This window comes from Anaerococcus obesiensis (assembly GCF_016599815.1).
Lineage (GTDB): Bacteria > Bacillota > Clostridia > Tissierellales > Peptoniphilaceae > Anaerococcus > Anaerococcus vaginalis.
Window position 1 is genome coordinate 997,876 of sequence record NZ_CP067016.1, and the last position, 24,289, is coordinate 1,022,164.

General features: G+C 30.1%; 19 protein-coding genes. 11 read left to right on the plus strand and 8 right to left on the minus strand.

Annotated features, from left to right (window positions below; translation table 11 throughout):
* Positions 1–4: 4 nt before the first annotated feature.
* From fusA to I6H46_RS05045, 6 genes are all read left to right on the plus strand, one after another.
* Positions 5–2,080: an elongation factor G gene (gene fusA, locus I6H46_RS05020; RefSeq protein ID WP_019118143.1), complete on the plus strand. Its 2,076-nt coding sequence runs from the start codon at positions 5–7 to the stop codon at positions 2,078–2,080.
* A gap of 9 nt (positions 2,081–2,089) precedes the next feature.
* On the plus strand, positions 2,090–3,286 hold the full coding sequence (tuf, locus tag I6H46_RS05025; protein WP_198482170.1) for an elongation factor Tu: 1,197 nt from the start codon (positions 2,090–2,092) through the stop codon (positions 3,284–3,286).
* 109 nt (positions 3,287–3,395) lie between these two features.
* The gene (mprF, locus tag I6H46_RS05030; protein WP_019118142.1) at positions 3,396–5,900 is read left to right on the plus strand and encodes a bifunctional lysylphosphatidylglycerol flippase/synthetase MprF; all 2,505 of its coding nucleotides are present in this window, start codon (positions 3,396–3,398) and stop codon (positions 5,898–5,900) included.
* A gap of 92 nt (positions 5,901–5,992) precedes the next feature.
* Positions 5,993–6,457: a peptidylprolyl isomerase gene (locus tag I6H46_RS05035; protein ID WP_200225484.1), complete on the plus strand. Its 465-nt coding sequence runs from the start codon at positions 5,993–5,995 to the stop codon at positions 6,455–6,457.
* Positions 6,458–6,601: 144 nt separating this feature from the next.
* Positions 6,602–7,663: a guanine permease gene (locus I6H46_RS05040; RefSeq protein ID WP_019118140.1), complete on the plus strand. Its 1,062-nt coding sequence runs from the start codon at positions 6,602–6,604 to the stop codon at positions 7,661–7,663.
* Positions 7,664–7,671: 8 nt separating this feature from the next.
* A complete protein-coding gene (locus I6H46_RS05045) occupies positions 7,672–8,208 on the plus strand; it encodes a phosphoribosyltransferase family protein (protein WP_019118139.1) in 537 nt (178 codons plus the stop codon).
* A gap of 62 nt (positions 8,209–8,270) precedes the next feature.
* Here I6H46_RS05045 and I6H46_RS05050 read toward each other — a convergent pair whose 3' ends face one another.
* From I6H46_RS05050 to I6H46_RS05070, 5 genes are all read right to left on the minus strand, one after another.
* On the minus strand, positions 8,271–8,828 hold the full coding sequence (locus I6H46_RS05050) for a manganese efflux pump MntP (RefSeq protein WP_019118138.1): 558 nt from the start codon (positions 8,826–8,828) through the stop codon (positions 8,271–8,273).
* A gap of 78 nt (positions 8,829–8,906) precedes the next feature.
* Positions 8,907–10,232, minus strand: a complete 1,326-nt coding sequence (locus tag I6H46_RS05055; protein ID WP_200225486.1) for a S41 family peptidase — start codon at positions 10,230–10,232, stop codon at positions 8,907–8,909.
* A 45-nt stretch (positions 10,233–10,277) separates the two neighbouring features.
* The gene (locus I6H46_RS05060) at positions 10,278–10,841 is read right to left on the minus strand and encodes a tRNA (mnm(5)s(2)U34)-methyltransferase (protein ID WP_019118137.1); all 564 of its coding nucleotides are present in this window, start codon (positions 10,839–10,841) and stop codon (positions 10,278–10,280) included.
* A complete protein-coding gene (locus tag I6H46_RS05065; protein WP_019118136.1) occupies positions 10,828–11,379 on the minus strand; it encodes an ImmA/IrrE family metallo-endopeptidase in 552 nt (183 codons plus the stop codon). The genes I6H46_RS05060 and I6H46_RS05065 overlap by 14 nt, the downstream gene beginning before the upstream one ends.
* Positions 11,380–11,386: 7 nt before the next feature.
* On the minus strand, positions 11,387–11,785 hold the full coding sequence (locus I6H46_RS05070; RefSeq protein ID WP_019118135.1) for a helix-turn-helix domain-containing protein: 399 nt from the start codon (positions 11,783–11,785) through the stop codon (positions 11,387–11,389).
* A gap of 494 nt (positions 11,786–12,279) precedes the next feature.
* On the opposite strand from I6H46_RS05070, the gene purH reads away from it, so the two are divergent.
* From purH to I6H46_RS05090, 4 genes are all read left to right on the plus strand, one after another.
* Positions 12,280–13,785 carry a bifunctional phosphoribosylaminoimidazolecarboxamide formyltransferase/IMP cyclohydrolase gene (gene purH / locus I6H46_RS05075; RefSeq protein ID WP_019118134.1) on the plus strand — a complete coding sequence of 502 codons (1,506 nt, stop codon included), beginning with the start codon at positions 12,280–12,282 and terminating at the stop codon, positions 13,783–13,785.
* Positions 13,786–13,794: 9 nt separating this feature from the next.
* The gene (locus tag I6H46_RS05080) at positions 13,795–17,463 is read left to right on the plus strand and encodes a phosphoribosylformylglycinamidine synthase (RefSeq protein ID WP_200225488.1); all 3,669 of its coding nucleotides are present in this window, start codon (positions 13,795–13,797) and stop codon (positions 17,461–17,463) included.
* A gap of 8 nt (positions 17,464–17,471) precedes the next feature.
* Positions 17,472–18,923, plus strand: coding sequence for an IMP dehydrogenase (guaB, locus tag I6H46_RS05085; RefSeq protein WP_019118133.1), 1,452 nt, complete (start codon positions 17,472–17,474; stop codon positions 18,921–18,923).
* A 429-nt stretch (positions 18,924–19,352) separates the two neighbouring features.
* Positions 19,353–19,745, plus strand: coding sequence for an ATP cone domain-containing protein (locus tag I6H46_RS05090; RefSeq protein WP_019118132.1), 393 nt, complete (start codon positions 19,353–19,355; stop codon positions 19,743–19,745).
* Between the two features lie 33 nt (positions 19,746–19,778).
* Here the strand turns inward: I6H46_RS05090 and I6H46_RS05095 are convergent, their stop codons facing one another.
* From I6H46_RS05095 to I6H46_RS05105, 3 genes are read right to left on the minus strand one after another with little or no spacing between them, the layout of a single operon-like run.
* The gene (locus I6H46_RS05095) at positions 19,779–20,471 is read right to left on the minus strand and encodes an LrgB family protein (protein ID WP_004838184.1); all 693 of its coding nucleotides are present in this window, start codon (positions 20,469–20,471) and stop codon (positions 19,779–19,781) included.
* The gene (locus tag I6H46_RS05100; protein ID WP_004838185.1) at positions 20,464–20,814 is read right to left on the minus strand and encodes a CidA/LrgA family protein; all 351 of its coding nucleotides are present in this window, start codon (positions 20,812–20,814) and stop codon (positions 20,464–20,466) included. The genes I6H46_RS05095 and I6H46_RS05100 overlap by 8 nt, the downstream gene beginning before the upstream one ends.
* A 17-nt stretch (positions 20,815–20,831) precedes the next feature.
* Entirely contained in the window at positions 20,832–22,259 is a 1,428-nt protein-coding gene (locus I6H46_RS05105) for an FAD-binding oxidoreductase (protein ID WP_019118131.1), read from the minus strand.
* An 865-nt stretch (positions 22,260–23,124) separates the two neighbouring features.
* Between I6H46_RS05105 and I6H46_RS05110 the strand changes: the two genes are divergently transcribed.
* Complete coding sequence (locus I6H46_RS05110) at positions 23,125–24,261, plus strand: acyl-CoA dehydrogenase (protein ID WP_019118130.1); 1,137 nt, start codon at positions 23,125–23,127, stop codon at positions 24,259–24,261.
* Positions 24,262–24,289 lie beyond the last annotated feature (28 nt).

The window sequence follows — 24,289 nt, forward strand, 5'->3', positions numbered from 1 at the left end:
ATCAATGTCAAGAGATGTCTCATTAAAAGCAACCAGAAATATTGGTATCATGGCGCATATCGATGCTGGTAAAACAACAGTAACAGAAAGAATGTTGTTTTATACAGGAAAGATATATAAAATCGGTGATACCCATGATGGTACAGCAGTAATGGATTCCATGGACCAAGAAAAAGAACGTGGAATTACAATTGGTTCTGCTGCTACAACATGTTACTGGAATGATCACAGAATAAACATCATAGACACACCAGGCCACGTTGACTTTACAGTTGAAGTAGAAAGATCTCTAAGAGTTCTTGATGGTGCTGTTGCACTTTTTGATGCGAAAAGTGGTGTAGAACCACAATCTGAAACAGTTTGGAGACAAGCTGACAAATATGACATTCCAAGATTTTGTTTCATAAATAAAATGGATGCTACAGGCGCTGACTTTTTCATGTCTGTAGATACAATAAAAGAAAAATTAAAAGCAAATGCAGTACCTATAGAAATTCCTATAGGAGCTGAACAAGAATTTGAAGGTGTAGTTGACCTAGTAACAATGGAATCTGTAACATATAAAACAGAAGACTTAGGAGCTCACCCAATCAAAGGCGAAATTCCAGAAAATTTAAAAGAAAAAGCTGAAGAATATAGAGCAAATCTTTTAGAAGAATTATCAGAAATTGATGATACAATAATGATGAAATATCTAGAAGGTGAAGAAGTTTCTGAAGAAGAAATTAAAGCTGCTATAAGAAAGGGAACAATTGAAAAGAAAATTTTCCCATGTCTATGTGGTTCAGCATACAAAAACAAAGGTGTTCAAGCACTTCTTGATGCCATAGTTGATTACATGCCAAGCCCACTTGATATACCAGCAGTTCAAGGAACTGACCCTAAAGATGAAGAAAAAATTCTTGAAAGAAAAGCTGGAGATAAAGAACCTCTTTCTGCTTTAGCATTTAAAGTAGTAACTGACCCTTATGTAGGTAAGTTAATTTATGCAAGAATCTATTCAGGAACAATTGAATCAGGTTCATACATCTACAATGCTACAAAAGGTAAAAAAGAAAGAGTAGGAAGAATCCTGCAAATGCACTCAAACAAACAAGAAGAAATCGAAACAGGCTATTGTGGAGATATAGTAGCTCTTCTTGGACTTAAAAATACAACAACAGGAGATTCACTCTGCCTTCAAGATGACCAAATAATTCTTGAAAACATGGAATTCCCAGATCCAGTTATCTCAGTAGCTATTGAACCAAAAACAAGAGCAAGTCAAGATAAAATGGCAATAGGACTTCAAAAACTTGCAGAAGAAGATCCAACATTCGTTACAAAAACAGATGAAGAAACTGGACAAACAATAATTTCAGGAATGGGAGAATTACACCTTGAAATTATCGTTGATAGATTACTTCGTGAATTCAAAGTAGAAGCTAACATTGGTAACCCACAAGTAGCATACAGAGAATCTATAACACAACCTGCAGAAGCACAAGGTAAGTTTGTAAGACAATCCGGTGGTTCTGGTCAATACGGAGATGTTGTTCTTAGAATTATGCCAGGCGAAGAAGGAGCAGGAATCACATTCGAATCCAAAATCGTCGGAGGAGCAATTCCAAAAGAATACATCAAACCAGTTGAAGAAGGTGTTAGAGAAGCAGCTACTCAAGGTATCCTTGGTGGATATCCAATGGTTGATATGCACGTTGAAGTATTCGATGGTTCATACCACGAAGTAGACTCATCAGAAGTTGCCTTCCACGTAGCAGGATCTATGGCTCTTAAAAACGCAGTAGCAAAAGCTAAACCAATTTTACTTGAGCCAATGGAAAAAGTTGAAATTACTACACCAGATGAATACCTAGGAGATGTAATGGGAGATGTTTCATCAAGAAGAGGTAAGATTGATGGAATGAATCCAAAAGATGGAATTCATGTATTAAATGCTTTCATACCACTTTCAGAAATGTTTGGATATGCAACAGACCTAAGAAGTAAAACTCAAGGTAGAGCAACATATTCAATGCAATTTGATCATTACGCTCAAGTACCTGAAAGTGTAAAAGAAGAAGTATTAAATAAAAATTAGGAGGAAATAATGAGTAAAGCACAATTTGAAAGAAGCAAACCACATATTAATATCGGAACAATAGGTCACGTAGACCACGGAAAAACAACAACAACAGCAGCAATCACCCAAGCATTAAACAAAAAATATGGAACAGGTGAATTCGTAGACTACGATAAAATCGATAAAGCACCAGAAGAAAGAGAAAGAGGAATAACAATCAATACCTCAGTAGTAGAATACGAAACAGAAAAAAGACACTACGCACACATCGACGCCCCAGGCCACGCAGACTACGTTAAAAACATGATTACAGGAGCAGCCCAAATGGACGGAGCAATCCTAGTAGTAAGTGCAGCAGACGGTCCAATGCCACAAACAAGAGAACACATCTTACTAGCTAGACAAGTAGGCGTACCAAAAATCGCAGTATTCCTAAACAAAGAAGACCAAGTAGACGATCCAGAACTAATCGAATTAGTAGAAATGGAAGTAAGAGATCTACTATCAGAATACGAATTCGACGGAGACAATGCGCCAGTAGTAGTAGGAAGTGCATTAAAATCCCTACAAGAAGGCGGAGAAGGCGAATGGTCAGACAAAATCCTACAATTAATGGACGAAGTAGACGAATACTTTGACATACCAGAAAGAGACAACGATCAACCATTCCTAATGCCAGTAGAAGACGTAATGACAATCTCAGGAAGAGGAACAGTAGCAACAGGAAGAGTAGAAAGAGGAACCCTAAAACTAGGCGGAACAGTAGAAATCGTAGGCCTAACAGACAAAACAAGAGAAGTAGTAGTAACAGGAATCGAAATGTTCCACAAATCCCTAGAAACAACAGAATCAGGAGACAACTGTGCATTACTACTAAGAGGAGTACAAAGAAACGAAATCCAAAGAGGACAAGTAATAGCAGCACCAGGCTCAGTACACCCACACACAGAATTCGAAGGACAAGTATACGTACTAACAAAAGAAGAAGGCGGAAGACATACCCCATTCTTCTCAGGCTATAGACCACAATTCTTCTTCAGAACAACAGACGTAACAGGAGATATCCAACTAGAAGAAGGAACAGAAATGGTAATGCCAGGAGACAACGCAACATTCAAAATCAAATTACAAAAACCAATCGCTCTAGAAGAAGGATTAAGATTCGCAGTAAGAGAAGGTGGAAGAACAGTTGCATCTGGAGTTGTTTCTAAAGTTATAGCTTAATTTAGCTAAAAATTTGAAATAAAATACTTTCATTAAAAGGCGGGGAAGTCCCCGTCTTTTTTTTAAGAATATTATTGAAATTTTATTTAAAATTTAATGAGGAAATTAAATGAAAGAAAAATTGAGTAATTTTAAGGAAATATTTAAGAAAATATTTTTTACATCTGTATTAATTCTTGTAATTGTAGAATTTAGAAAAATATCCAAAGAAATAAAACTTGAAGATGTAAAATTTATTTTTTCTAGCTTATCGGTTATTACATTACTTTTTATGGGAATCTATGGAATTTTTGCTAATATTCCAGCAAGCTTGTATGATTTTATTTTGAATGAAGAGCTTGGAAATAATTATGATAAAAAATACATAGGAGAAACTGGATTTTGCATTAATAATTTTAATGATCTTTTGGGGCTTGGTGGATTTATTTCTATTGGACTTAGAACGGCTTTTTATGGTAAGGGACATGAAGCTACAAAGCTTGTGAAAAAAATCTTACAGCTTTTGGTATTTTTGCCATGTGGTTTATCGTTTTTTTCTATTATTTCCTTAATTTCTTTAATGTTTCACTCAAATCCAAATTTACAAAGTTATACGCTTTTGCTTGTTGGTGCAAGTTTGTATATTCCTTTTGTATTGGCTTTGTCTTTTTTGGGAAAGATTAAATTTTCTAGAAAAAATCAAATAAAATTATTTTTAATCTCAATTGCTGAATGGTTTGGAGTTATGAGTGCCTTTGTGGTTATTGGGTATTTAATGGGGATTAAATTTGATTTGCTTAGTTTATCAACTTTGGTTGTTGCGGCAAATATTGTAGGATATATTTCTATGATTCCTGGTGCCATCGGTTCTTTTGACCTTATAATTTTGTTTGCTTTAAAAAGTCAGGGTATAAATCAAGAATTGGCACTTGCTTGGATTCTTCTTTATAGAATGTTTTACTATATTGTTCCATTTTGCCTTGCTTTTGTATTTTTTACTAAAAATTTTACAATTGCTTTTCAATTTAAGGAATCTGCTTTTGTAAAAAGACTTTTCAAAAATATTATTTTGGTTTTGAATACTTTTTTATTGTATATTTTTGGACTTTTTATGATTTTGGCTGCAACTTTGCCAGATAAGGCTTATGGTGGAGGTCTTCTTACAAAATTAAATCCTATAAGAGCTTCGGCTATTTATCAGTTTCCATCTCTTCTTTTTGGATTTATATTTATAGTTATGGCAAGAGCTTATATTTCAAAACAGAAAAAATCTTTTCTTTTAAATACCATAATGTTAATTCTTGTATTTTGCTATACTTATATAACTGGTTATAGTTTATCTACTCTTATTTATATTTTTATAATGTTTGTAATTAATCTACTTACAAAAGATGAACTTTATACCAAACAATTTATTTATGCTAGCGAAGATAGGTTTATTGATTTACTTTTGACAAATTTTATGCTCATAGTTTATGTAGGGAAAATTTTGAAACGTGGCTCTATCATTGATGTGAATATTAGTGAGACTAATGATTTTATTCTGATTCCTTTTGAGTATAATTTTATTTCAATAATTGCTACAATATCAATAATTTATTTTATTGTTTATCTTTTGATTAGGAATTTGCAAGGCCCTAGGTTAAAAGTTGGGGAAAAATTTGATTATGATAGGTATATAAATTTACTTAAAAATCAGGGAGGTTCCAAAGAAGCTTTTCTCTCTTTTTTGGATGATAAGGATCTTTATTGGTTAAAAAATGATGAATATGATTTGGCTTGTCTTCAAATTAGGACAGTGGGCGATAAGGTAATTGTCATGGGAGATCCTATTGGAAATGAAAAATATTTTGATGAGCTTTTGGAAAAATTTATTTATGAAGCTGATGATTTGGGTTATAATATTGTTTTTTATGAAATAAATAAAGATATAACAATGAAAGTTCATGAATATGGTTTCAATTTTATGAAATTTGGGGAAAGTGCAAATGTAAATCTTGAACAATTTAATCTTGATGGCAAGAAAAAGAAAAATCTAAGAAAAACTATAAATAAACTTGGTAGAGATGGATATAGTTTTGAAATTTTGCAAGGACCTTTTGATGGAAAAACTATAAAAAGACTTCAAGAAATTTCTAATTCTTGGCTTGGAGAAGGCAAAGAAAAGGGATTTTCTTTGGGATTTTTTGACAAAGATTATTTGAATAGCGGAGATATTGCTGTAATAAAAAATCCTAATCAAAAAATAATTGCTTTTGCAAATTTATCGCCAATTTATGTAGAAAATTGGGCAACAGTTGACCTTATGCGTTATGAAGAAAATGTTGATGGCTTGATGGATTATTTGTTTATAAATATTTTCACATATTTGAAAGAAAATAATATAAAATATTTTGATCTTGGGATGGCTCCACTTTCAAATGTAGGAGTTATGAGACATTCGTTTTTGCAAGAGAGAATGGTATATACGATTTTTAAATTGGGAGATCATTTTTATTCTTTTGAAGGGCTCAAGGCTTATAAGGATAAGTATGCAAGTTTTTGGGAAGAAAAATATCTTTCCTATTCTAGGGGTTCATCTTTGATTTTTTCTGCAATGACCTTATTTTATGCTATAAATAAAAAGGCGAAATAATTTTGTGGCAAAATCAAGGACAATAGTATAATAAATTATGAATTTATACAGAAAATTAAATTCTAATAAAAATAATTTTAAAGGAGAAATAAATGGAAAATCCAATAGTTACATTTGAAATGGAAAATGGTGCAATCTTTAAAGCTGAATTATATCCAGAAATTGCTCCAAATACTGTAAATAATTTTATTTCATTAATAAAAAATAATTTTTATGATGGGCTAATTTTTCACAGGATTATAAAAGATTTTATGATTCAAGGAGGAGATCCACAAGGAAGTGGAATGGGTGGCCCTGGATATGCTATAAAAGGAGAATTTTCTTCAAATGGTTTTGAAAATAATCTGCTCCATGATAAAGGAGTTTTATCAATGGCAAGATCATTTATGCCAGATTCTGCAGGAAGTCAATTTTTTATAATGCACAAAAAAAGTCCACATCTTGACGGAGATTATGCAGGATTTGGAAAAATTATTGAGGGTATGGATGAAATTGACAAAATCGCAAATGTAAAAACAGATTATAATGACAGACCTCTTGAAGATGTAAAAATCTAAAAAGTTACAGTTGATACAAAGAGAATTGATTATCCTGAAGTTGAAAAAATGTAAATTTAAGGCAGATTAATTTCTGCCTTTTTTTATTTTCTAAATATGGTATAATTTTATTCGGATTTTTAAAATAAATTTTTAGGAGGTCTTATGACTTTTAATGACATTATGGCAGCCTTGGGGGTTGTAATTAATGGAATTCCCCAAGCACTTTTGGCACTTTCGGTAGGTTTTTCTGCATTTCCAACTTCGCTTGGTTTTGCTGTGGGAGTAGTTGCTTGTATGCTTTTGCAATCTCCAATTCCAATTTCTATGCAAGCTGAAACAATTGCCCTTGCAGGATCTTATGGCGATAATATTAGGGAAAGATTGTCGGTTGTATTTTGGGCAGGAATTATTATGTCCATACTTGGAATTACTGGAAGCTTAAATTTTATTGTTGATTTGGCTGGAGTTTATGTATTAAATGGAATGATGGCAGGAGTTGGATTGATTCTTGCAAAAATTGCAATTGATGGACTAAAACTTGAAACAAAAATGGTAAGTTTAATTTCTATAATTTCAGCCCTTATAACATATTTTGTTTCTGGAAGAAATCTTGTTTACACTATTATAATTTCTGTTGTTATTTCTTCAATTTATGCAAATATTATGAAAATGGAAATAGGAAAAGAGATTAAAAAAGAAGAAAGAAAACTTTCTATTAAAAAACCTATTTTAAATAAAAAAGTTATCAGAGGTTCTTTATCTCTTGCTTGCCTTACAATTGGTGCAAATATTGCCTTTGGAAATATTACAGCATCTCTTGGAGATGGAAATTTGACTGCAAATATTGATCATTTGACAGTTTATTCAGGTCTTGCTGATTCTATTTCTTCACTTTTTGGGGGAGCTCCAGTTGAGGCAATAATTTCTGCAACAGGAGCAAGCGATAATCCAATTAATTCTGGAATTTTGATGATGGCAATTCTTGGAGTAATAATGTTTATGGGATTTTTGCCAAAACTTGGAAAATATGTTCCAGGAGAATCAATCCACGGATTTTTATTTGTACTTGGCGCTCTTGTAACAGTTCCAACAAATGCAAATCTTGCTTTTGCAGGAGGAGGCGATACAATATTAGTTGCAGGTATAGCTATGGCAACAACTGCAGCAAGCGATCCTTTTATGGGACTTGTAGCAGGAGTAATTCTTAAATTTATAATTTTATAGGAGATTTTATGGATTATTATAAATTAAATGTGTGTGGAGTCGAAAGAAATTTGCCAATAATACAAATATCAGATAATTTAAAAATTGCATCATTTGTTTTATTGGGAGATACAGAGCTTGCAACAAAAGCAGGATATGAATTAAGTAAAAAAATTGATTGCGATATAATTCTTACAGCAGAAGCAAAAGGTATAGCCCTTGCACATGAAATTGCAAGAAATATTGGAGAAAAATCATTTGTAGTTGCAAGAAAATCACAAAAATCCTACATGGAAAATCCTGTAAGTGTAGAAGTAAAGTCAATTACAACAAAAAATACCCAAAAATTATTTTTGGATTTTAAAGATGTAGAAAAAATAAAAGGGAAGAAAGTAGCCCTAGTTGATGATGTAATTTCCACAGGAGAATCTATAAAAGCTTTAGAAAATCTTGTGAAAAAAGCAGGAGGAGAGGTTGTTCAAAAACTTGCGATTCTTGCAGAAGGAGATGCAGCTAATAGGGATGATATAATATTTTTAGAAAAACTTCCAATTTTTGAAATTTAATATTAAAAAAAATAAAAACTTCCAAGGAAAATGGAAGTTTTTTAATTGCAAATAAAAAGCGCTTATTGTAAAAATAAGTGCTCAATTAGAATTTTTGTTCCTAATAAAATTAAAATTACTCCGCCAATAAGCTCTGAAATTTGTTTGCTTTTCATGCCCAATTTATTTCCTATTTTAAAGGCTATTGATGAGAGAATAAAGGTTGTGATTCCTATTATTGTGCTTGAAGAAAATATATTTACATTCAAAAATGCAAAGGAAACTCCAACTGCCATTGCATCAATGCTTGTTGCGATTCCAAGTGAAAATAAAGATTTTAAGCTTAAGCCGTGGCTTATTTTACAGCTTGCATCTTTTGATTCTCTTATCATTTGGAAGCCAATTATAAATAATAAAATAAAGGCAACCCAATGGTCAATTGCTTTGATTGAATTTGCAAAACTTGATGCTAGAAAATAACCAAGAATAGGCATAAGTGCTTGGAAAATTCCAAAACAAAGTCCAATGCTTAGGGTATTTTTTATGTTATTTTCTTTTATTTGAAGACCTTGACAAATGCTTGCTGCAAAAGCATCCATGCTAAGTCCGATAGCTAAAATTAAAATTGAAATAAGACTCATTGCTACTCCTTTTTTTCGGAAAAAATTTATCAACGAAGAAACTATACTTGATATTTTTATATAAGAAAATAGAAGGCCTTAGCCTTCTATTTCTATAATTTTTTGTATTATTGGTTGGTCTTTTATTTCATCAAATCTATTTGAATCTATATTTATGTCAGGATTTGTTTTTTCTATTTCGTTTATATATCCTGATTCAGTCACTCCGATTTCTTTTGAAAATCTCAATACATATCCAGAATTTGGCAAATCAATTTGCAAGGGGTCAGTTCCAATTCCATCTCCCTTGCTTTGGCTTCCTACAATTGTTGCAAGTTTTGTTTCTTTGCAAAAAGATGCTAGCATTTCTGCTGATGAAAATACTGACGAATCTATAAGAAGATAGATGTTTCCTTTAAATTTTATGGAATCTTCGCTTGGGCTTATTTTTGCAGGATAATTTGTGTAATAATCAAATTTTGAAAGTATCTGTTTTGTATCATTTGAAAAATTACTTGCATTTAAAAATTCGCTTACGCCTTCTTTGTATTTTTCTTGGCTTATTACTTTCTTATTTAAATCTCCTTTTTTGATAAAAGAATAATAACTTGTAGAATATGGCTTATCTATAATTTGTGGAAGAAGAAAATCTTGCCAATATCTAGAATCGCCACCAGTATTTCCTCTTATATCAATAACTAGAGCTTTTTTGTTTTTTAGTTTTTTTAGATAGGTTTTCAATTTTTTTCGGTCATAATTTGAATAATCATAATTTACCATTGAATTAATTTTTAAATATCCTATCTTATCATTTATATCTTTAGCTTCAATATTGTCTGTACGAATTTCGTTTGAATTTTCTGTTGCCTTTCCTAAAATATTATTATTTTTATTTATTTTAGCTTTTGTTTCATACTGGTTGTATTTCAAATAATCATTTATTTTTTTATTATCTAAATTGTATCTTCTTCTTACATTTTCCTTTTCATAAACATGGCTTATATAATGACGCCAATCATTTTCTGGCATTTTGTAGTAGGTTATATACATTTCAACTGCCTGATTTTGGTCAATTATTTGGGTGTGGTCGTTATTTAGCTCATACAAAATTTTATTCATTCTCAAGCCAAAGTCCACATCATTTTTGGAATTTTCTATATATTTTTTGAAGGTTTCTTTTTTTCCTAACCAGTCAATATTATTAATTTTCTTATTTATGTCAAAATAAGGATAATAAGTTTCTAAAATATTGTAGGCAAATTCAAAATCTTCTATATATTTATCCTTTGTCAAATCTTTCATCTTTTTTTCTTCCAAGCTTGGAAGATTTATTTTTTCAGCATTTTTTGGACTTGTAAAATTCAAAAAAGCCAAAATAAGTAAGAGTGAAATTATAGCAAAGGGAAAAAGTCTTCTTTTTTTCATCTAATTTATCCTTTCCTAATTAATTATAACAAATAAAAATTTCTTTCACACCTTTCTTATGGAAATAAGGAAGGGAGGATTGTTTATTTGATTATAAAAATTATATTTTATGACTTGAAATGTTTTTTGATCTAGATTTTTTAAAAATTCTCCCACATATTTTTCCTCATTTTTGCCTTCTTCATGACCTGGATAAAAAGTTATAAGAATAAGACCTTTTTCATTTAATAAATCCAAACAAGATTTTAGAGATTGTATCACAGACTTATGATTTGTTGTAATTGACTTATCTCCTTTTGGCAAAAATCCCAAATTATAGATAAAAAGGTCAATTTTTTCTTCTATATATTTTTCAATATTTTTGTGATCATCAAGGATAAATTTAAAATTATCCCTTTGACCTATAAGTTTTTCACATCTTTCTTGTGAAAGTTTTTGTATATCAAAAGCATACAAAATTTTGGGATTTTTCTTATCCAAAATAAATTTTGAATCCTTGCCGTTTCCTGCTGTCATATCGCAAGCTCTTATATTATTTTTCACCCTATTTTCTATCAAATAATGGGAAAGTTTTACCGGATTATTTATAATTTCATCAGTATATATCATGATTTCTTATATCCTTGCCGTTAATATCCTTAAAAAAATTAGGATCAGCTTCTTCTTTTTTTATATTCATGCCCATCCTATGCATCTCATTTAATTTAAAAATCATAAGATTTACATTCACATTATACATAGAGGCTAGTTGGTTGTAAGTATAGCCTGCTTTTACATCATTTATCAGTTCTTTTTCATCCAAAAGAAGATGAGCTGCAAAAATATTTGCACACAATTCCATTTCACTATTTATATCAAAAAGTTCATACTCAATCAGATTTTCATTTTTTGCCATATCTTTGTGATAAAGGTCATGGCCCAATTCGTGAGCAAAAACCATATTTTGAATTCTTTTGTCAACAAAGGGATTGTAAAAAACAAAAGAATTTCTTTTGATAATTTTATACATACCCAAAAGTTTTGTATTTTCCTTAAAAGCAATTATATTTACGCCCCTTTGAATTAAAATTTCTTTTGGATTTCTGCTGTCATATTTTTTAATTAATTTTTTTACATCATCAAAAATTTCATCGTATAAAAAAGACATATTTCACCTAATCATTGTGAGGGTTATATTTTTTATTCTTATTTTTTGCAATATAGTAGGCCTCTTGGATAGAATCAAGGATTGCTTTTTTATCCTCTTCATTTATTTCTCCACCAGCCATAAGACCAATTACCCCATCAACCATTTCCTTTGCATCTTTTGCTCCCTTGTAGCCGTATTTTTCCCTAGCATCAAGAATAAAATTCTCCTCATCAGTTACAAGATAATCGTGGCTAGTGTCCAAAACCTCTGCAAGTTTATCATAAATTTTTCTATATCTCGGTTTAGATTCTCCCATTTCATATCTTGAAATAGTTTTTAAAGAAACACCAACAAGCTTTGCCAGCTCTTCTTGAGTTAAATTTTTATTTTCGCGAAGCTTTCTTAACTTAGATTCAAAACTCATAATTTCTCCTTTTAATATACACTCAAATTCTTGAGCATCTTAAAATTTAATTAAGTCATTTAATGACATAATTATACAATAATGGTCATTTAAGTTCAAGGAGGGAAAATATGGGAATAATTGCTAAAATTGCATAGAAATTATTGAAGATAGAGGATAAGTGCAAAAGCAAATACAAAGCTAGAAAAATGTAGATTGCAAAAAATTATTAATTTTCTTAAAAAAATAAAAATATATCTTTAATTTTTAAAAATATTGTGGTATGATTATTTTACATTCATTTGGGGGTATTTATCATGGATTTTATTTTTAAAATTGAAAAATTTACAATTATGATTTTATCTATGAAAAAAATTGAAAGGCTAAGATCTTTCTGTGAATTTCTATGCCCAAATTTGTCTATGAATGGAGTAATGTTTTATCAGGGAAGCTAATTTTGTTAGCTTCCCTTTTCTTGTCTTTAAATTTAGACTAAAAGCTTATGGGAGGGATTAATGAGAGCTTTAATATCTGTTACTGAAAAAAAGGATGTAGAAAAACTTGCTAGAGGATTGAGTGAATTAGGTGTGGAAATTGTATCTACTGGCGGTACATATAAAAAAATTAAAGAAAGCGGAGTAGATGTAAAAGAAATTGAAGAGATAACAAATTTTCCTGAAATTTTGGATGGTAGGGTAAAAACTTTATCTCCTTATGTTCATGGAGGAATTCTTTACAAAAGAGATGACGAAAATCACAAAAAAACTGTGGAAGAAAATAATATCAAAGATATTGATATAGTTGTTGTAAATTTATATAAGTTTGAAGAGTCCTTAAAGAGTAATGATGTTGACAATATTATTGAAAATATTGATATAGGTGGGCCTACTTTGATTAGATCTGCTGCCAAAAATCACAAGGACTGTGTAGTTTTGACTGACCCAAGTGATTATGATGAATTTTTGGAAAAATTAGAAAATAATCAAGTTGATTTAGAATATAGAAGATATTTGGCTATGAAAGCTTATTCTCTTACAGCTTATTATGATAGTGTAATTTCTAGATTTTTCAAAGATTTAACCAAAAAAGAAAGTGAATATAAAACTTATGGTCTTAGAAAAATTGAGGATTTAAGATATGGAGAAAATCCAAGCCAAAAAGCAAGTCTTTATGAAGATACTTATGCAAAAGGACTTTTAAAAGATATAGAAATTTTACACGGCAAGGCAATGAGCTTTAATAATTATAATGATTTAAATATTGCTTTGGAACTTGCTAAAGAACTTGGAGAAAATTCTTGTGTAGCTTTAAAACACCAATCTCCTTGTGGAGCTGCTATTGGAGAAAATGCTTTTGATGCTTACAAAAAAGCATATGAGGCTGATTCTTTATCAATTTTTGGTGGAATTGTTGCCCTAAATGGAGTAGTTGATGAAAAAACTGCAAGTATGATGAGTGAAATTTTCCTAGAAATTATTGCAGCAAATGACTTTACAAAAGAGGCTTTGGAAATTTTATCTAAAAAGAAAAATGTTCGTATAATAAAAGTTGACTTATCAAAAGATATGGTTGAAGAAGATGTTAAATATTTGGAAGGAAAAGTTTTAGTTCAAGATACCGATTCAAAAGAAGATGATTTTGAAGTTGTAACTGAAGTAAAACCAGAAAAAAAAGATATTGATGATTTAAAATTTGCAATGAAAGTTGTAAAATATACAAAATCAAATGCAATTGTAATTGTTAAAGATGGAAAAACTTTGGGAGTTGGCTGTGGACAAACTTCAAGAATTTGGGCATTGGAATCAATCAAAAATAACCACCCAGATGTAGACTTTACTGATTCAATTATGTCATCTGATGCCTTTTTCCCATTTGATGATTGTGTAGAATTTGCTCACAAAATTGGAGTAAAATCAATAATCCAACCAGGTGGATCAATTAGAGATAAGGATTCAATTGAAAAATGTAATGAGTACAAAATGTCCATGGTATTTACCAACAACAGACACTTTAGACATTAAGGATATGATATGAAAAAGTCAGTTAAGAGAATTTATGTAAGAAAAAAAGATAGGTTCGATTACAAGTCCAAAGAAGTAAAAAAAGAAATAGAAAATCTTTTGAAAATAAAATTAGAAAAATTAAATATTTACAACAGATACGACCTTGAAATAAGCGATGAAAATTTGGATAAGGCAATTAATAATGTCTTATCTGAAAGAAATCTTGATTATGTTTATGCAAAAGATGAGGCAAAAAAACTTGAGGATTCTTTTGAATCTTCCCTTGCAGTAGAATATCTTCCAGGCCAATTTGACCAAAGAAGAAAGGGAGTTGTTGACATTCTAGATTTAATTTTGGATGAAAAAACAGACTGTAAGACTGCAACAGTTTATGAATTTTCAAAATTAAGTGAAAATGACCTTAAAAAAATTGAAAATTATCTAGTAAATCCAGTTGATAGCCACAAAATTGATTTGAAAGAAATGCCAGAAAGCTTGGATACAAAAAAGGAAAAAAATCTTGAAAATGAAATATATGATGGATTTATAGATTATTCAGATGAGGAAATTTCTAAATTTTTAAAGGCCCACGACCTTGCCATGGACGAAAATGATTTGAAAATGGTTAGGGATTATTTTAAAAAAGAAAATAGGGATCCAAACGAAACTGAGATAAAAATATTAGATACTTATTGGTCAGACCATTGTAGGCACACAACTTTTAATACAAACCTTGAGATTGACATAAAGGCAAAAACCATTCTTGATGAGGCTATTAAAAATTCTTTTGAAAAATATTTAAAAATGAGAGATGAACTTGAAATTAAAAAGCCAATAAATCTTATGAGTTTTGGAACGATTCTTTCAAAATATATGAGAAGTAAAAATGACTTTGATGATTTGGAAGTTTCAAGTGAAATAAATGCCTGCTCTGTTTATGTAAAAGTTAGGGTAGAAAAAAATGGCAAGGAAAATCTTGAAGATTATCTTTTGATGTTTAAAAATGAAACCCACAACCATCCTACAGAAATCGAGCCTTTTGGTGGGGCATCAACTTGTCTTGGGGGAGCAATTAGAGATCCACTTTCAGGAAGAAGCTATGTCTACCAAGCTATGAGAATTACTGGAGCTGGAAATATTTTAGAAGATGTTGATAAGACTATGGAGGGGAAACTTCCACAAAGAAAAATTTCAAAACTTGCTGCCAAGGGATATTCTTCCTACGGAAACCAAATTGGTCTTGCTACAGGGTTTGTAAAAGAAATTTTCCACGAAGGCTACAAGGCAAAAAGAATGGAATGTGGGGCAGTAATCGCCGCAGCTCCAAAAGAAAATGTAAAAAGACTTAGGCCAAAAAAAGATGATATAGTTTTGTTAATTGGAGGAAGAACTGGGAGAGATGGAATTGGTGGAGCAACAGGTTCATCAAAATCTCACAAATTAACTTCAATAATTACAGAATCTGCCCAAGTTCAAAAAGGAAATGCCCCAGAAGAAAGAAAACTTCAAAGATTATTTAGAAGAAGTGAAGTTTCAAAACTTATAAAAAAATGCAACGATTTTGGGGCTGGTGGAGTATCAGTTGCAATTGGAGAACTTTATGATGGAATTGATATAGACCTTTCAAAAGTTAAATTAAAATATGAAGGACTTAAACCATCAGAAATTGCAATTTCAGAATCCCAAGAAAGAATGGCAGTTTTAATTGACAAAAATGATAGAGAAGAATTTGAAAAATATTGTAGGGAAGAAAATGTAGAAACAGCTCTAGTTGGAACAGTTACTGACACAAATAGGATGAGAATGTTTTATGAAGATAAAAAAATTGCAGATATTTCCTATGATTTTATAAATACAAATGGAGCAGAAAGAAAGGCGAAAGTTAATTTTGTAAGCGAAGAAGTTCCAAAATATTTGAAAGAAAAATCTTCTGATCCAAAATATTTTTACGATAAAATAAAAGATTTAAATGTTATTAGCCAAAGAAATTTAATAGAAATATTTGATTCAACCATTGGACAAAACACCGTCCTTCAACCCCTTGGAGGAAAAAAACAAGTAAATCCATCTCAAGCCATGGTTGCAAAAATTCCAGTAAATGAAGGAAAATCTAAAACTGTTTCAATAATGTCCTACGGATTTGATCCATATTTGTCAGAAAAAAGCCAATATTTGGGAGGATATTACGCAGTAATAGAATCAATTGCAAAACTTGTTTCTGTTGGAAGCGATTTGGAAAAAATAAGATTATCCTTCCAAGAATTTTATGAAAAAATGGACAATGAAAAATCTTGGTCCAAGCCATTAAAATCACTTTTGGGAGCTTTTGAAGTAACAAACTTTTTCAAAATGCCTCCAATCGGTGGAAAAGATTCAATGAGTGGAAGCTTTGAAGATTTAAATGTTCCACCAACTTTAATTTCTTTTGCAGCGACAACTGAAGATATTGAAAATATAAAATCAAACGATTTGAAAGGCAAAGGAAAAATTGGTCTTGTTAGGGCAAAATATAATTCTGATATGACCCTTGACCTTGATCATTACAAAAATTTATTGGAAAAATTAATAAAGGCAATGAGAGATGGAAAAATAATTTCTACTATTGCCCTTGATAATAAGGGAATTTTAGCAAATATTTACGAACAAGCCTTTGGAAATTCTAATTTTACTTTAAATTTTGATAATTTATATAATCCAATGTTTGGATCTTTCGTGGTTGAATATGAGAAAGATTTAGACTTTGTTGAAAAAATTGGAGAATTTTCTGATGATTTAATTGTAAATGGAGAAAAATTAGATAGTGAAAAATTAGAAAAATCTTACTTAAATGAATTAAATCAAGTATTTGCACCAAAAGAAGAAATTCCTTATGAAAAAATCGACCAAAAAGAGATGAAAGTTTCTTTAAAATCAAAAAAACCAGTTGATAAGGTCAAAGTTTCAATTCTTGCCGTAACAGGAACAAATTGTGAATGGGATACAAAAAAAGTCTTTGAAAAATATGGGGCAGAAGTTGAGATAAATTTATTTAGAAATTTAGATAAGAAAGCTATCGAAGAATCTATTGAAAATCTTTCAAAATCAATCAGAAATTCACAAATTTTTGCCATTCCTGGAGGATTTTCAATGGCAGATGAGCCAGATGGTTCTGGTAAATTTTTGGCAAATATTATAAGAAATAAAAAAATAAAAGATGCCATTGAATATATGCTTGATGAAAATGATGGCTTAATAATTGGAATTTGTAATGGTTTCCAAACTTTGATTAAAACTGGACTTCTTCCTTATGGAAAAATTAAAGAAATCGAAGAAGATGACCCATCATTAACTTACAACACAAATGATAGGCACATTTCAACAATTGTTGATACAAAAGTTTTAAATAATCAAAGTCCATGGACAAGTGGTCTTGATTTGGATGTAACTTACAAAATTCCAATTTCTCACGGCGAGGGAAGATTTATTGTAAATGAAGAAAAATACAAAGATTTATTAGAAAACGGTCAAATTTTTTCTGTATATGAAATAAATCCAAACGGATCTGATTATAATATTGAAGGAATTTTATCCAAAGACGGAAAAATCTTGGGTAGAATGGGCCATGTTGAAAGATTAGATTCAGATTTATACAAAAATATTTACGATAAAAAAGAGCAAAAAATATTTGAAAATGCAATAAATTATTTTAAAAAATAGGAGGCTTTATGCAAATAATAGGAGAAGGATTAACATTTGATGACTTACTTTTGGTTCCAGGACCATCAGAAGTTTTACCAAATGAAGTTTCATTACAAACAAATCTTACAAAAAAAATCAAATTAAATATTCCTTTGATGTCAGCATCAATGGATACTGTAACTGAATCAAAAATGGCAATTGCCATGGCAAGGCAAGGTGGAATTGGAATAATCCACAAAAATATGTCAATAGAAGACCAAGCCAAAGAAGTTGATAGGGTAAAAAGAAGTGAACACGGCGTAATAACTGATCCATTTTATTTAAAACCTGAAAATATTTTAAAAGAAGCTTTGGAAATAATGGCAAATTATAAGATAAGTGGTGTTCCAATTGTTGATGATAATATGACCTTAAAGGGAATTTTGACTAACAGAGATGTGAGATTTCAAAATGATGAAAATGTAAAAATTGACGACATTATGACTAAAGATGGTCTTATTGTTGGTCAAGTTGGAATTTCTATGGAAGATGCTGTTAAAAAAATGGAATCAGGAAAAGTTGAAAAGCTTCCAATAGTTGATGATGATTTTAAATTAAAAGGATTAATTACAATAAAAGATATAGAAAAATCAAGACAATATCCAGATTCTGCAAGAGATGAGCATGATAGATTATTGGTAGGAGCTGCAGTAGGAATTACTCGTGATATGATGGATAGGATTGATGCCTTGGTTCGTGCAAAAGTTGACGTTGTAACAGTTGATACAGCTCATGGGCATTCAAAAGGAGTAATTACTGCAATTAAAAAAATCAAAGAAAAATATCCTAATCTTCAATTAATAGCAGGAAATGTTGCAACAGGAGAAGCCACAAAAGATTTGATAAAAGCAGGAGTTGATGCTGTAAAAGTTGGTATAGGACCTGGATCAATTTGTACAACAAGAGTTGTAACAGGAGTTGGAGTTCCACAAATTTCTGCAATAATTGATTGTGTAAAGGCTGCAAAAGATTCGCAAATTCCAATTATAGCCGACGGTGGTATAAAATATTCTGGAGATATTACAAAGGCTTTAGCATGTGGAGCAAGTGTAATAATGGCAGGATCATTATTTGCGGGAACAGAAGAATCACCAGGAGAAACAATTGTATTTGAAGGAAAACAATACAAGGAATACAGGGGAATGGGATCACTTTCTGCAATGAAATCCGGATCAAGCGATAGATATTTCCAAAATGATACCAAAAAATTTGTACCAGAAGGAGTTGAAGGAAGAGTTGCCTTAAAAGGATATGTTGGAGATGTAATTTATCAACTTCTTGGAGGACTTCGCTCAGGAATGGGATATGTTGGTGCAGGAAATTTAAAAGAATTAGAAGAAAAATCAAAATTTGTAAAAATCTCCCCAGCAACCCTAGTAGAAAACCATCCACACGATATTCAAATAACAAGAGAATCTCCAAACTATACAAAAAAATAATAAATAAAAAAGATTGGATTTTGTCCAATTTCAGAGCGTAGACAAACCCTCAAGCACGAATATCTGACTACAAAAATTGTTGATTTCTAAATTTCAAAATTCTAAAATCGCAAACTCGCTAACGCGATGACAGATAAATAGCTTAAAATTGTGCCAGTGGCACGATTTTAATATTTATCCCTCGGAATAAAACGAAGAATTAAAATTTAATTGAATTTAATTTATTTAATAAAATATCATAGCTTTAAATTTTAGAGTGCGATTTTTGACGAATTTTAAAATTTGAAATCAAATCAATTTTTTCCGTATGATATTCTTAGCATGAGGGTTTGTATACTTTGTCAACAGTCTGAGATTGGATTTTGTCCAATCTTTTATTTTCTAAAAAATTAGGGTAAGAATATAAAAAGAAAAAAATTAGGGGGATATATGTCAGATCTTACAAAAATAATTATCGATTATTATCAAGGAAAAAATTTATCAATAGAAGAAATTGCAGATGAATTGGATAAAGCGAAGATTGAAGTTATTGAAAATTTTTTGGACAACAAATTATATGTTAAAAAAAGAAATGGAAAAATTGAATTATTTGATATTGACAAGATATTAAGATCAATAAAAAATGCAGCAAGAGATGGAAATATTGACCTTAATACATCAGATATATCAATTTTAAAAAATGATTTAATGAAAATGGTAGAAAAAAACCACAAGAGAATTATTCCTACAGCAAAAATAAAAGAATATGTAGAAAATATTTTAGAAGAAGATGGTTACAAAAAAGTGCTAGAAAGCTATAAATCTTATATTAAAAGCAAATAAAATGAGCCAATTTAGGCTCATTTTATTTTTCTATTAAATTATTATTTCAACTAATTTCATAGCAAGTGGCATTATTATTACTGCTGTTATTCCAGCAATAGCAATTGATAGTCCGCTCATTGCTCCTTGAATTTCTCCCATAAGTCTTGCTTGACTTGTTCCAACTGCGTGGGATGATGTGCCTATGGCTACTCCTTGGGCAACTGGATCTTTTATTCTAAATATTTTCATTACAATAGGGGCAAAAACTGCTCCGCTTACTCCTCTAATTACAACGACAATTGCAGTAAGTCCAATTATTCCTTGGTATTCTCCGGAAAGTGAAATGGCTATTGCTGTTGTTATTGATTGTGGAATTAAACTTGCAACTAAATTTTTATCAATTTGGAATATTTTTGATAAAAATATGGCAAGTACAAATGAAAATATTGTTCCAAATCCAACTCCAACAAGTATTGGCAAAATATTTTTCTTTAGTGTGTCAAGATTTGCATATAAATCTAAAACCATTGCAACTGTTGCAGGTCCTATAAAAAATGCTATAAAATCTCCACCTTTTTTGTAATATTCATAGTCGATTCCTGTGATGGATAAAAATCCTATAATCAAAAGTATAGCAATGAGAAGTGGATTTGCTATAGGAGTTTTTAATTTTTTATTTATCCATTTTCCAATTTCGTAGGCAGCAAAGGATAAAACTATACCAAAATATTGATTATCAAGCATCTTTCCTCCTTTGTAAAAATTGCACTACAAGTCCTGTAAGAGCCATTGAAATTATTGTTCCAATTATAACTAAAATAATTATTTGGAAAATTTTTCCTTTAATGACATCGACATTAGCAAGTATTCCTACTCCTGCTGGTACAAAAAGAAAAGCTAAATTTTTTAAAATACCATCAGAAGTTTCTTTTATATCTTCACTTTTGAGTATGTTAAATTGTAGGGCTATAAAAAGATAAATCATTCCATAAACAGGTTCTGGTATTGGATAATTTATAATACTTCTTGTAATAGCTCCTAAAAATAAACAAACACAAAGGATTACAAATTCTTTTAGGTAATTCATAATCAAATCCTTTAAATTTATTCACCTAATAAGGCAATAACTTTATCTGGATTCAAAATCATATTTGGGTCAAATGCTTTTTTAATTCCTCTCATTATTTCAATATTAACGTTACCTTCAAAGCTCTTTAGATATTTTTTCTTTCCGTTTCCTATTCCGTGTTCTCCAGAAATTTTTCCTCCCAAATCATAAGCTTTTTTATAGATTACATCCATAAATTTATCAACTTCTTCTTTAAATTGATCAAGTTTATCTTCTTCATTTGATAGGGTGTAAATATGCAAGTTTCCATCTCCAGCATGGCCGAACGATTTAACATTAAACATATAAGATTCACTTTCCTTATTAACAAAATTAATATATTCAGCAATTTTTGTTACAGGAACTACAACGTCGCACTCATCCAAAAGTTTATTTTGTGTTTCAATAGCTTCAAGGAAAGAACTTCTTGCAGCCCAAGCATCTCTAATTGAATTTGGAGTATCAGCAACCAAAACATCAATTGCGCCATTATCAACCAAAACTTCAGCAGCTTGCTCAAGAGTATTGTCGATTAGATCCTCATCATCACCATCAAAAGTAATTAATAAATAAGCTCCAACATCAATTCCTTCCATATTTTTAGGGAAAGTTTCTTTGCCTATGTATTTTTCACTAGCTATAACTATATCTCTTTCCATAAACTCAATAGCTTGTGGATTTAAATTATTTTGGAATAATTTAGGAACAGTAGAAATACAATCATCCAAATCTTCAAAAGGTACGATTAAAGAAACAGTATGTTTTGGATTTGGAACGATTTTTAAAGTAAGCTCAGTAATAATTCCAAGAGTTCCTTCACTTCCAACCATCAAATCTTTTAAAGAATAACCAGTAGATGATTTAGAAACAATAGATCCAAAAGTTGTAATTTCTCCACTAGGAAGAACAACTTCCATTTTTCTTACATAATCACGAGTTGTGCCATATTTAACAGCACGCATTCCTCCTGCATTTAATGAAACGTTTCCGCCAAGTGTAGCATTTTTTTCGCCTGGATCAGGTGGATATAAATATCCCTTATCAAGACAAGTTTGAGCCAAAGTACTTAATAAAACACCAGGTTCAACTCTAACAACTAAATTTTCTTCATCAAATTCTAAAATTTTGTTCATGGATTGCATATTAATCATTACGCCATTTTTAATAGCAACACCAGCGCCAGTCAAACCACTACCAGCACCTCTTGCTATAACAGGAATTTTATTTTCATTACAAATTTTCATTATTTTTGAAACATCTTCCTTGCAAGTAGCGTCAATCAAAACATCAGGGATTCCTTCGCCATAAATTGGCATTTCATCGTGAAAGAAATCTTCATTAATTTCTTCTCCTACATAAACTTTTCCATTTACTGATAATTTGATTTGTTCAATAATTTCGTCATTAATTTTGTTGTAATCCATTTTTCCCTCCTAAATGTAAATAGAAATTGTATACTTAACTAAGTAACTTAGTTAATTATGTATCAATTATAACATGAAAAAATCGAATAGAAAAGTTTTCCTTTAATTAAATATAAATATCAATAACAAATAAATTTATAATTTAAAATTAGAAATTATTTTAAAGTTCTTAAAAAATCAAAAAATTAAATTTTCTAAGAGCAAATAAGAAATCGACTAAAATCAAAATAGAAATTGAAAAATTTTGATTTTTAAATTTGAAAATTTTTAAAATCAAGATATCTAAATATATTAGCTTTTTAATAATAAACAAAATAGATTCGGATTAAATGAAATTCTTTTTATCTTAAATTTAAGCATAAAAAATATTTTTCATTCTTAAAATTTAAAAACTGATTTATAAAATAAAATATATAGTTAAAATTTGTAAATATATTGATAAAGATTTGACAGATAGACTGATTGTGATATTATTATAATGTAGGTAAATGTTTTTTTGGGAAATCTTTTTACTATATTATAAGAGAAATAAAAGAAATAAAATTTAGCAAAAATATTTAAATAAATTTTAAATTCCATATAATAATAGACTAAGTTTTATTTTTTGTTTTGAATTTTAGAATTTTAAATTATATAAAATGATAAAGTGATAGAATTTTAATTTATATAATAAAAGGATAAAGCTAGAAAAAATTTTCCAAAAAAATTTAAGACTTAAAGCTAAAAGCTTGATAAAAAATTGGCTAAAAAGCTTGACAAGTCTAGTTCCGATTGTTAATATAATAACATAAGTGATAAAAAGTGTTTCTTAATATTATTTTTAAATTTAAAAATAATAAATATGGAAAATTATTTAGGAGAAAATATGTATAAATTATCAGAAGATTATGAAGAAATGAGAGAGATGTTCCACGGCTTTGCAGAAAGTGAAGTTAAACCATTAGCTCAAAAAGTAGATGAAGAACATATGTTCCCAGAAGAAACAGTTGCAAAAATGCAAGAATTAGGTTTCTTTGGAATTCCATTTGATGAAGAATTTGGCGGTCAAGGTGCTGACACACTTACATACGTACTTGCAGTTGAAGAGCTTTCAAAATATTGTGCATCAACAGGTGTAATTTTATCAGCTCACACATCATTATCAGCTGATTGTATCAATAAATTTGGTAATGATGAACAAAAGAAAAAATATCTAACACCACTTGCAAGTGGAGAAAAATTAGGTGCTTTTGGACTTACAGAACCAAATGCAGGAACTGATGCTTCAGGTCAACAAACAACAGCTAAACTTGATGGAGATGAATATGTACTTAATGGTACAAAAATCTTTATAACAAATGGTGGATATGCTGATATTTATGTAGTATTTGCCATGACAGATAAGTCAAAAGGAAATCACGGAATTTCTGCATTCATAGTTGAAAAAGGAACTAAAGGATTTGATTTTGGTACACTTGAAAACAAAATGGGAATCAATGGTTCATCAACTATGGAATTAATTTTCCAAGATTGTAGAATACCAAAAGAAAATTTACTTGGAGAAGAAGGTAAAGGATTTAAGATTGCTATGGCAACTCTTGATGGTGGAAGAATTGGAATTGCAGCTCAAGCTCTTGGTATTGCAGAAGGCGCTTTAGAAAAAGCTGTTCAATATTCTAAAGAAAGAGAACAATTTGGACGTCCTTTAGCTAAATTCCAAAATACACAATTTAAATTAGCTGAAATGGCTATAGAAATTGAAGCTGCTAGAAATTTAGTTTATAAGGCAGCAAGCTTAAAAGATGCTGGAGAAAATTACTCAGTAGCAGCAGCTATGGCAAAATTAAAAGCTTCTAGAACAGCATCATTCGTTGCTGATAGAGCAGTTCAAATTCTTGGTGGATATGGATATATCAAAGAATATGACGTTGAAAGAATGATGAGAGATGCAAAAATTACAGAAATTTATGAAGGTACTTCAGAAGTAATGTTAATGGTTGTATCAGGAGCTCTTTTAAGATAATAATTAAGAAGATAAATTTAGGAGGAAT

What these genes read in the sequence shown, in the direction of transcription:
- mprF (WP_019118142.1), top strand. Translation starts at nt 3,396, where the DNA reads ATGAAAGAAAAATTGAGTAATTTTAAGGAAATATTTAAGAAAATATTT.
- guaB (WP_019118133.1), top strand. Translation starts at nt 17,472, where the DNA reads ATGCAAATAATAGGAGAAGGATTAACATTTGATGACTTACTTTTGGTT.
- I6H46_RS05095 (WP_004838184.1), bottom strand. Translation starts at nt 20,471, where the DNA reads ATGCTTGATAATCAATATTTTGGTATAGTTTTATCCTTTGCTGCCTAC.
- I6H46_RS05070 (WP_019118135.1), bottom strand. Translation starts at nt 11,785, where the DNA reads ATGAGTTTTGAATCTAAGTTAAGAAAGCTTCGCGAAAATAAAAATTTA.
- fusA (WP_019118143.1), top strand. Translation starts at nt 5, where the DNA reads ATGTCAAGAGATGTCTCATTAAAAGCAACCAGAAATATTGGTATCATG.
- I6H46_RS05105 (WP_019118131.1), bottom strand. Translation starts at nt 22,259, where the DNA reads ATGGATTACAACAAAATTAATGACGAAATTATTGAACAAATCAAATTA.
- tuf (WP_198482170.1), top strand. Translation starts at nt 2,090, where the DNA reads ATGAGTAAAGCACAATTTGAAAGAAGCAAACCACATATTAATATCGGA.
- I6H46_RS05110 (WP_019118130.1), top strand. Translation starts at nt 23,125, where the DNA reads ATGTATAAATTATCAGAAGATTATGAAGAAATGAGAGAGATGTTCCAC.
- I6H46_RS05055 (WP_200225486.1), bottom strand. Translation starts at nt 10,232, where the DNA reads ATGAAAAAAAGAAGACTTTTTCCCTTTGCTATAATTTCACTCTTACTT.
- I6H46_RS05045 (WP_019118139.1), top strand. Translation starts at nt 7,672, where the DNA reads ATGGATTATTATAAATTAAATGTGTGTGGAGTCGAAAGAAATTTGCCA.
- I6H46_RS05050 (WP_019118138.1), bottom strand. Translation starts at nt 8,828, where the DNA reads ATGAGTCTTATTTCAATTTTAATTTTAGCTATCGGACTTAGCATGGAT.
- I6H46_RS05065 (WP_019118136.1), bottom strand. Translation starts at nt 11,379, where the DNA reads ATGTCTTTTTTATACGATGAAATTTTTGATGATGTAAAAAAATTAATT.
- I6H46_RS05040 (WP_019118140.1), top strand. Translation starts at nt 6,602, where the DNA reads ATGACTTTTAATGACATTATGGCAGCCTTGGGGGTTGTAATTAATGGA.
- I6H46_RS05035 (WP_200225484.1), top strand. Translation starts at nt 5,993, where the DNA reads ATGGAAAATCCAATAGTTACATTTGAAATGGAAAATGGTGCAATCTTT.
- I6H46_RS05100 (WP_004838185.1), bottom strand. Translation starts at nt 20,814, where the DNA reads ATGAATTACCTAAAAGAATTTGTAATCCTTTGTGTTTGTTTATTTTTA.
- I6H46_RS05090 (WP_019118132.1), top strand. Translation starts at nt 19,353, where the DNA reads ATGTCAGATCTTACAAAAATAATTATCGATTATTATCAAGGAAAAAAT.
- I6H46_RS05080 (WP_200225488.1), top strand. Translation starts at nt 13,795, where the DNA reads ATGAAAAAGTCAGTTAAGAGAATTTATGTAAGAAAAAAAGATAGGTTC.
- purH (WP_019118134.1), top strand. Translation starts at nt 12,280, where the DNA reads ATGAGAGCTTTAATATCTGTTACTGAAAAAAAGGATGTAGAAAAACTT.
- I6H46_RS05060 (WP_019118137.1), bottom strand. Translation starts at nt 10,841, where the DNA reads ATGATATATACTGATGAAATTATAAATAATCCGGTAAAACTTTCCCAT.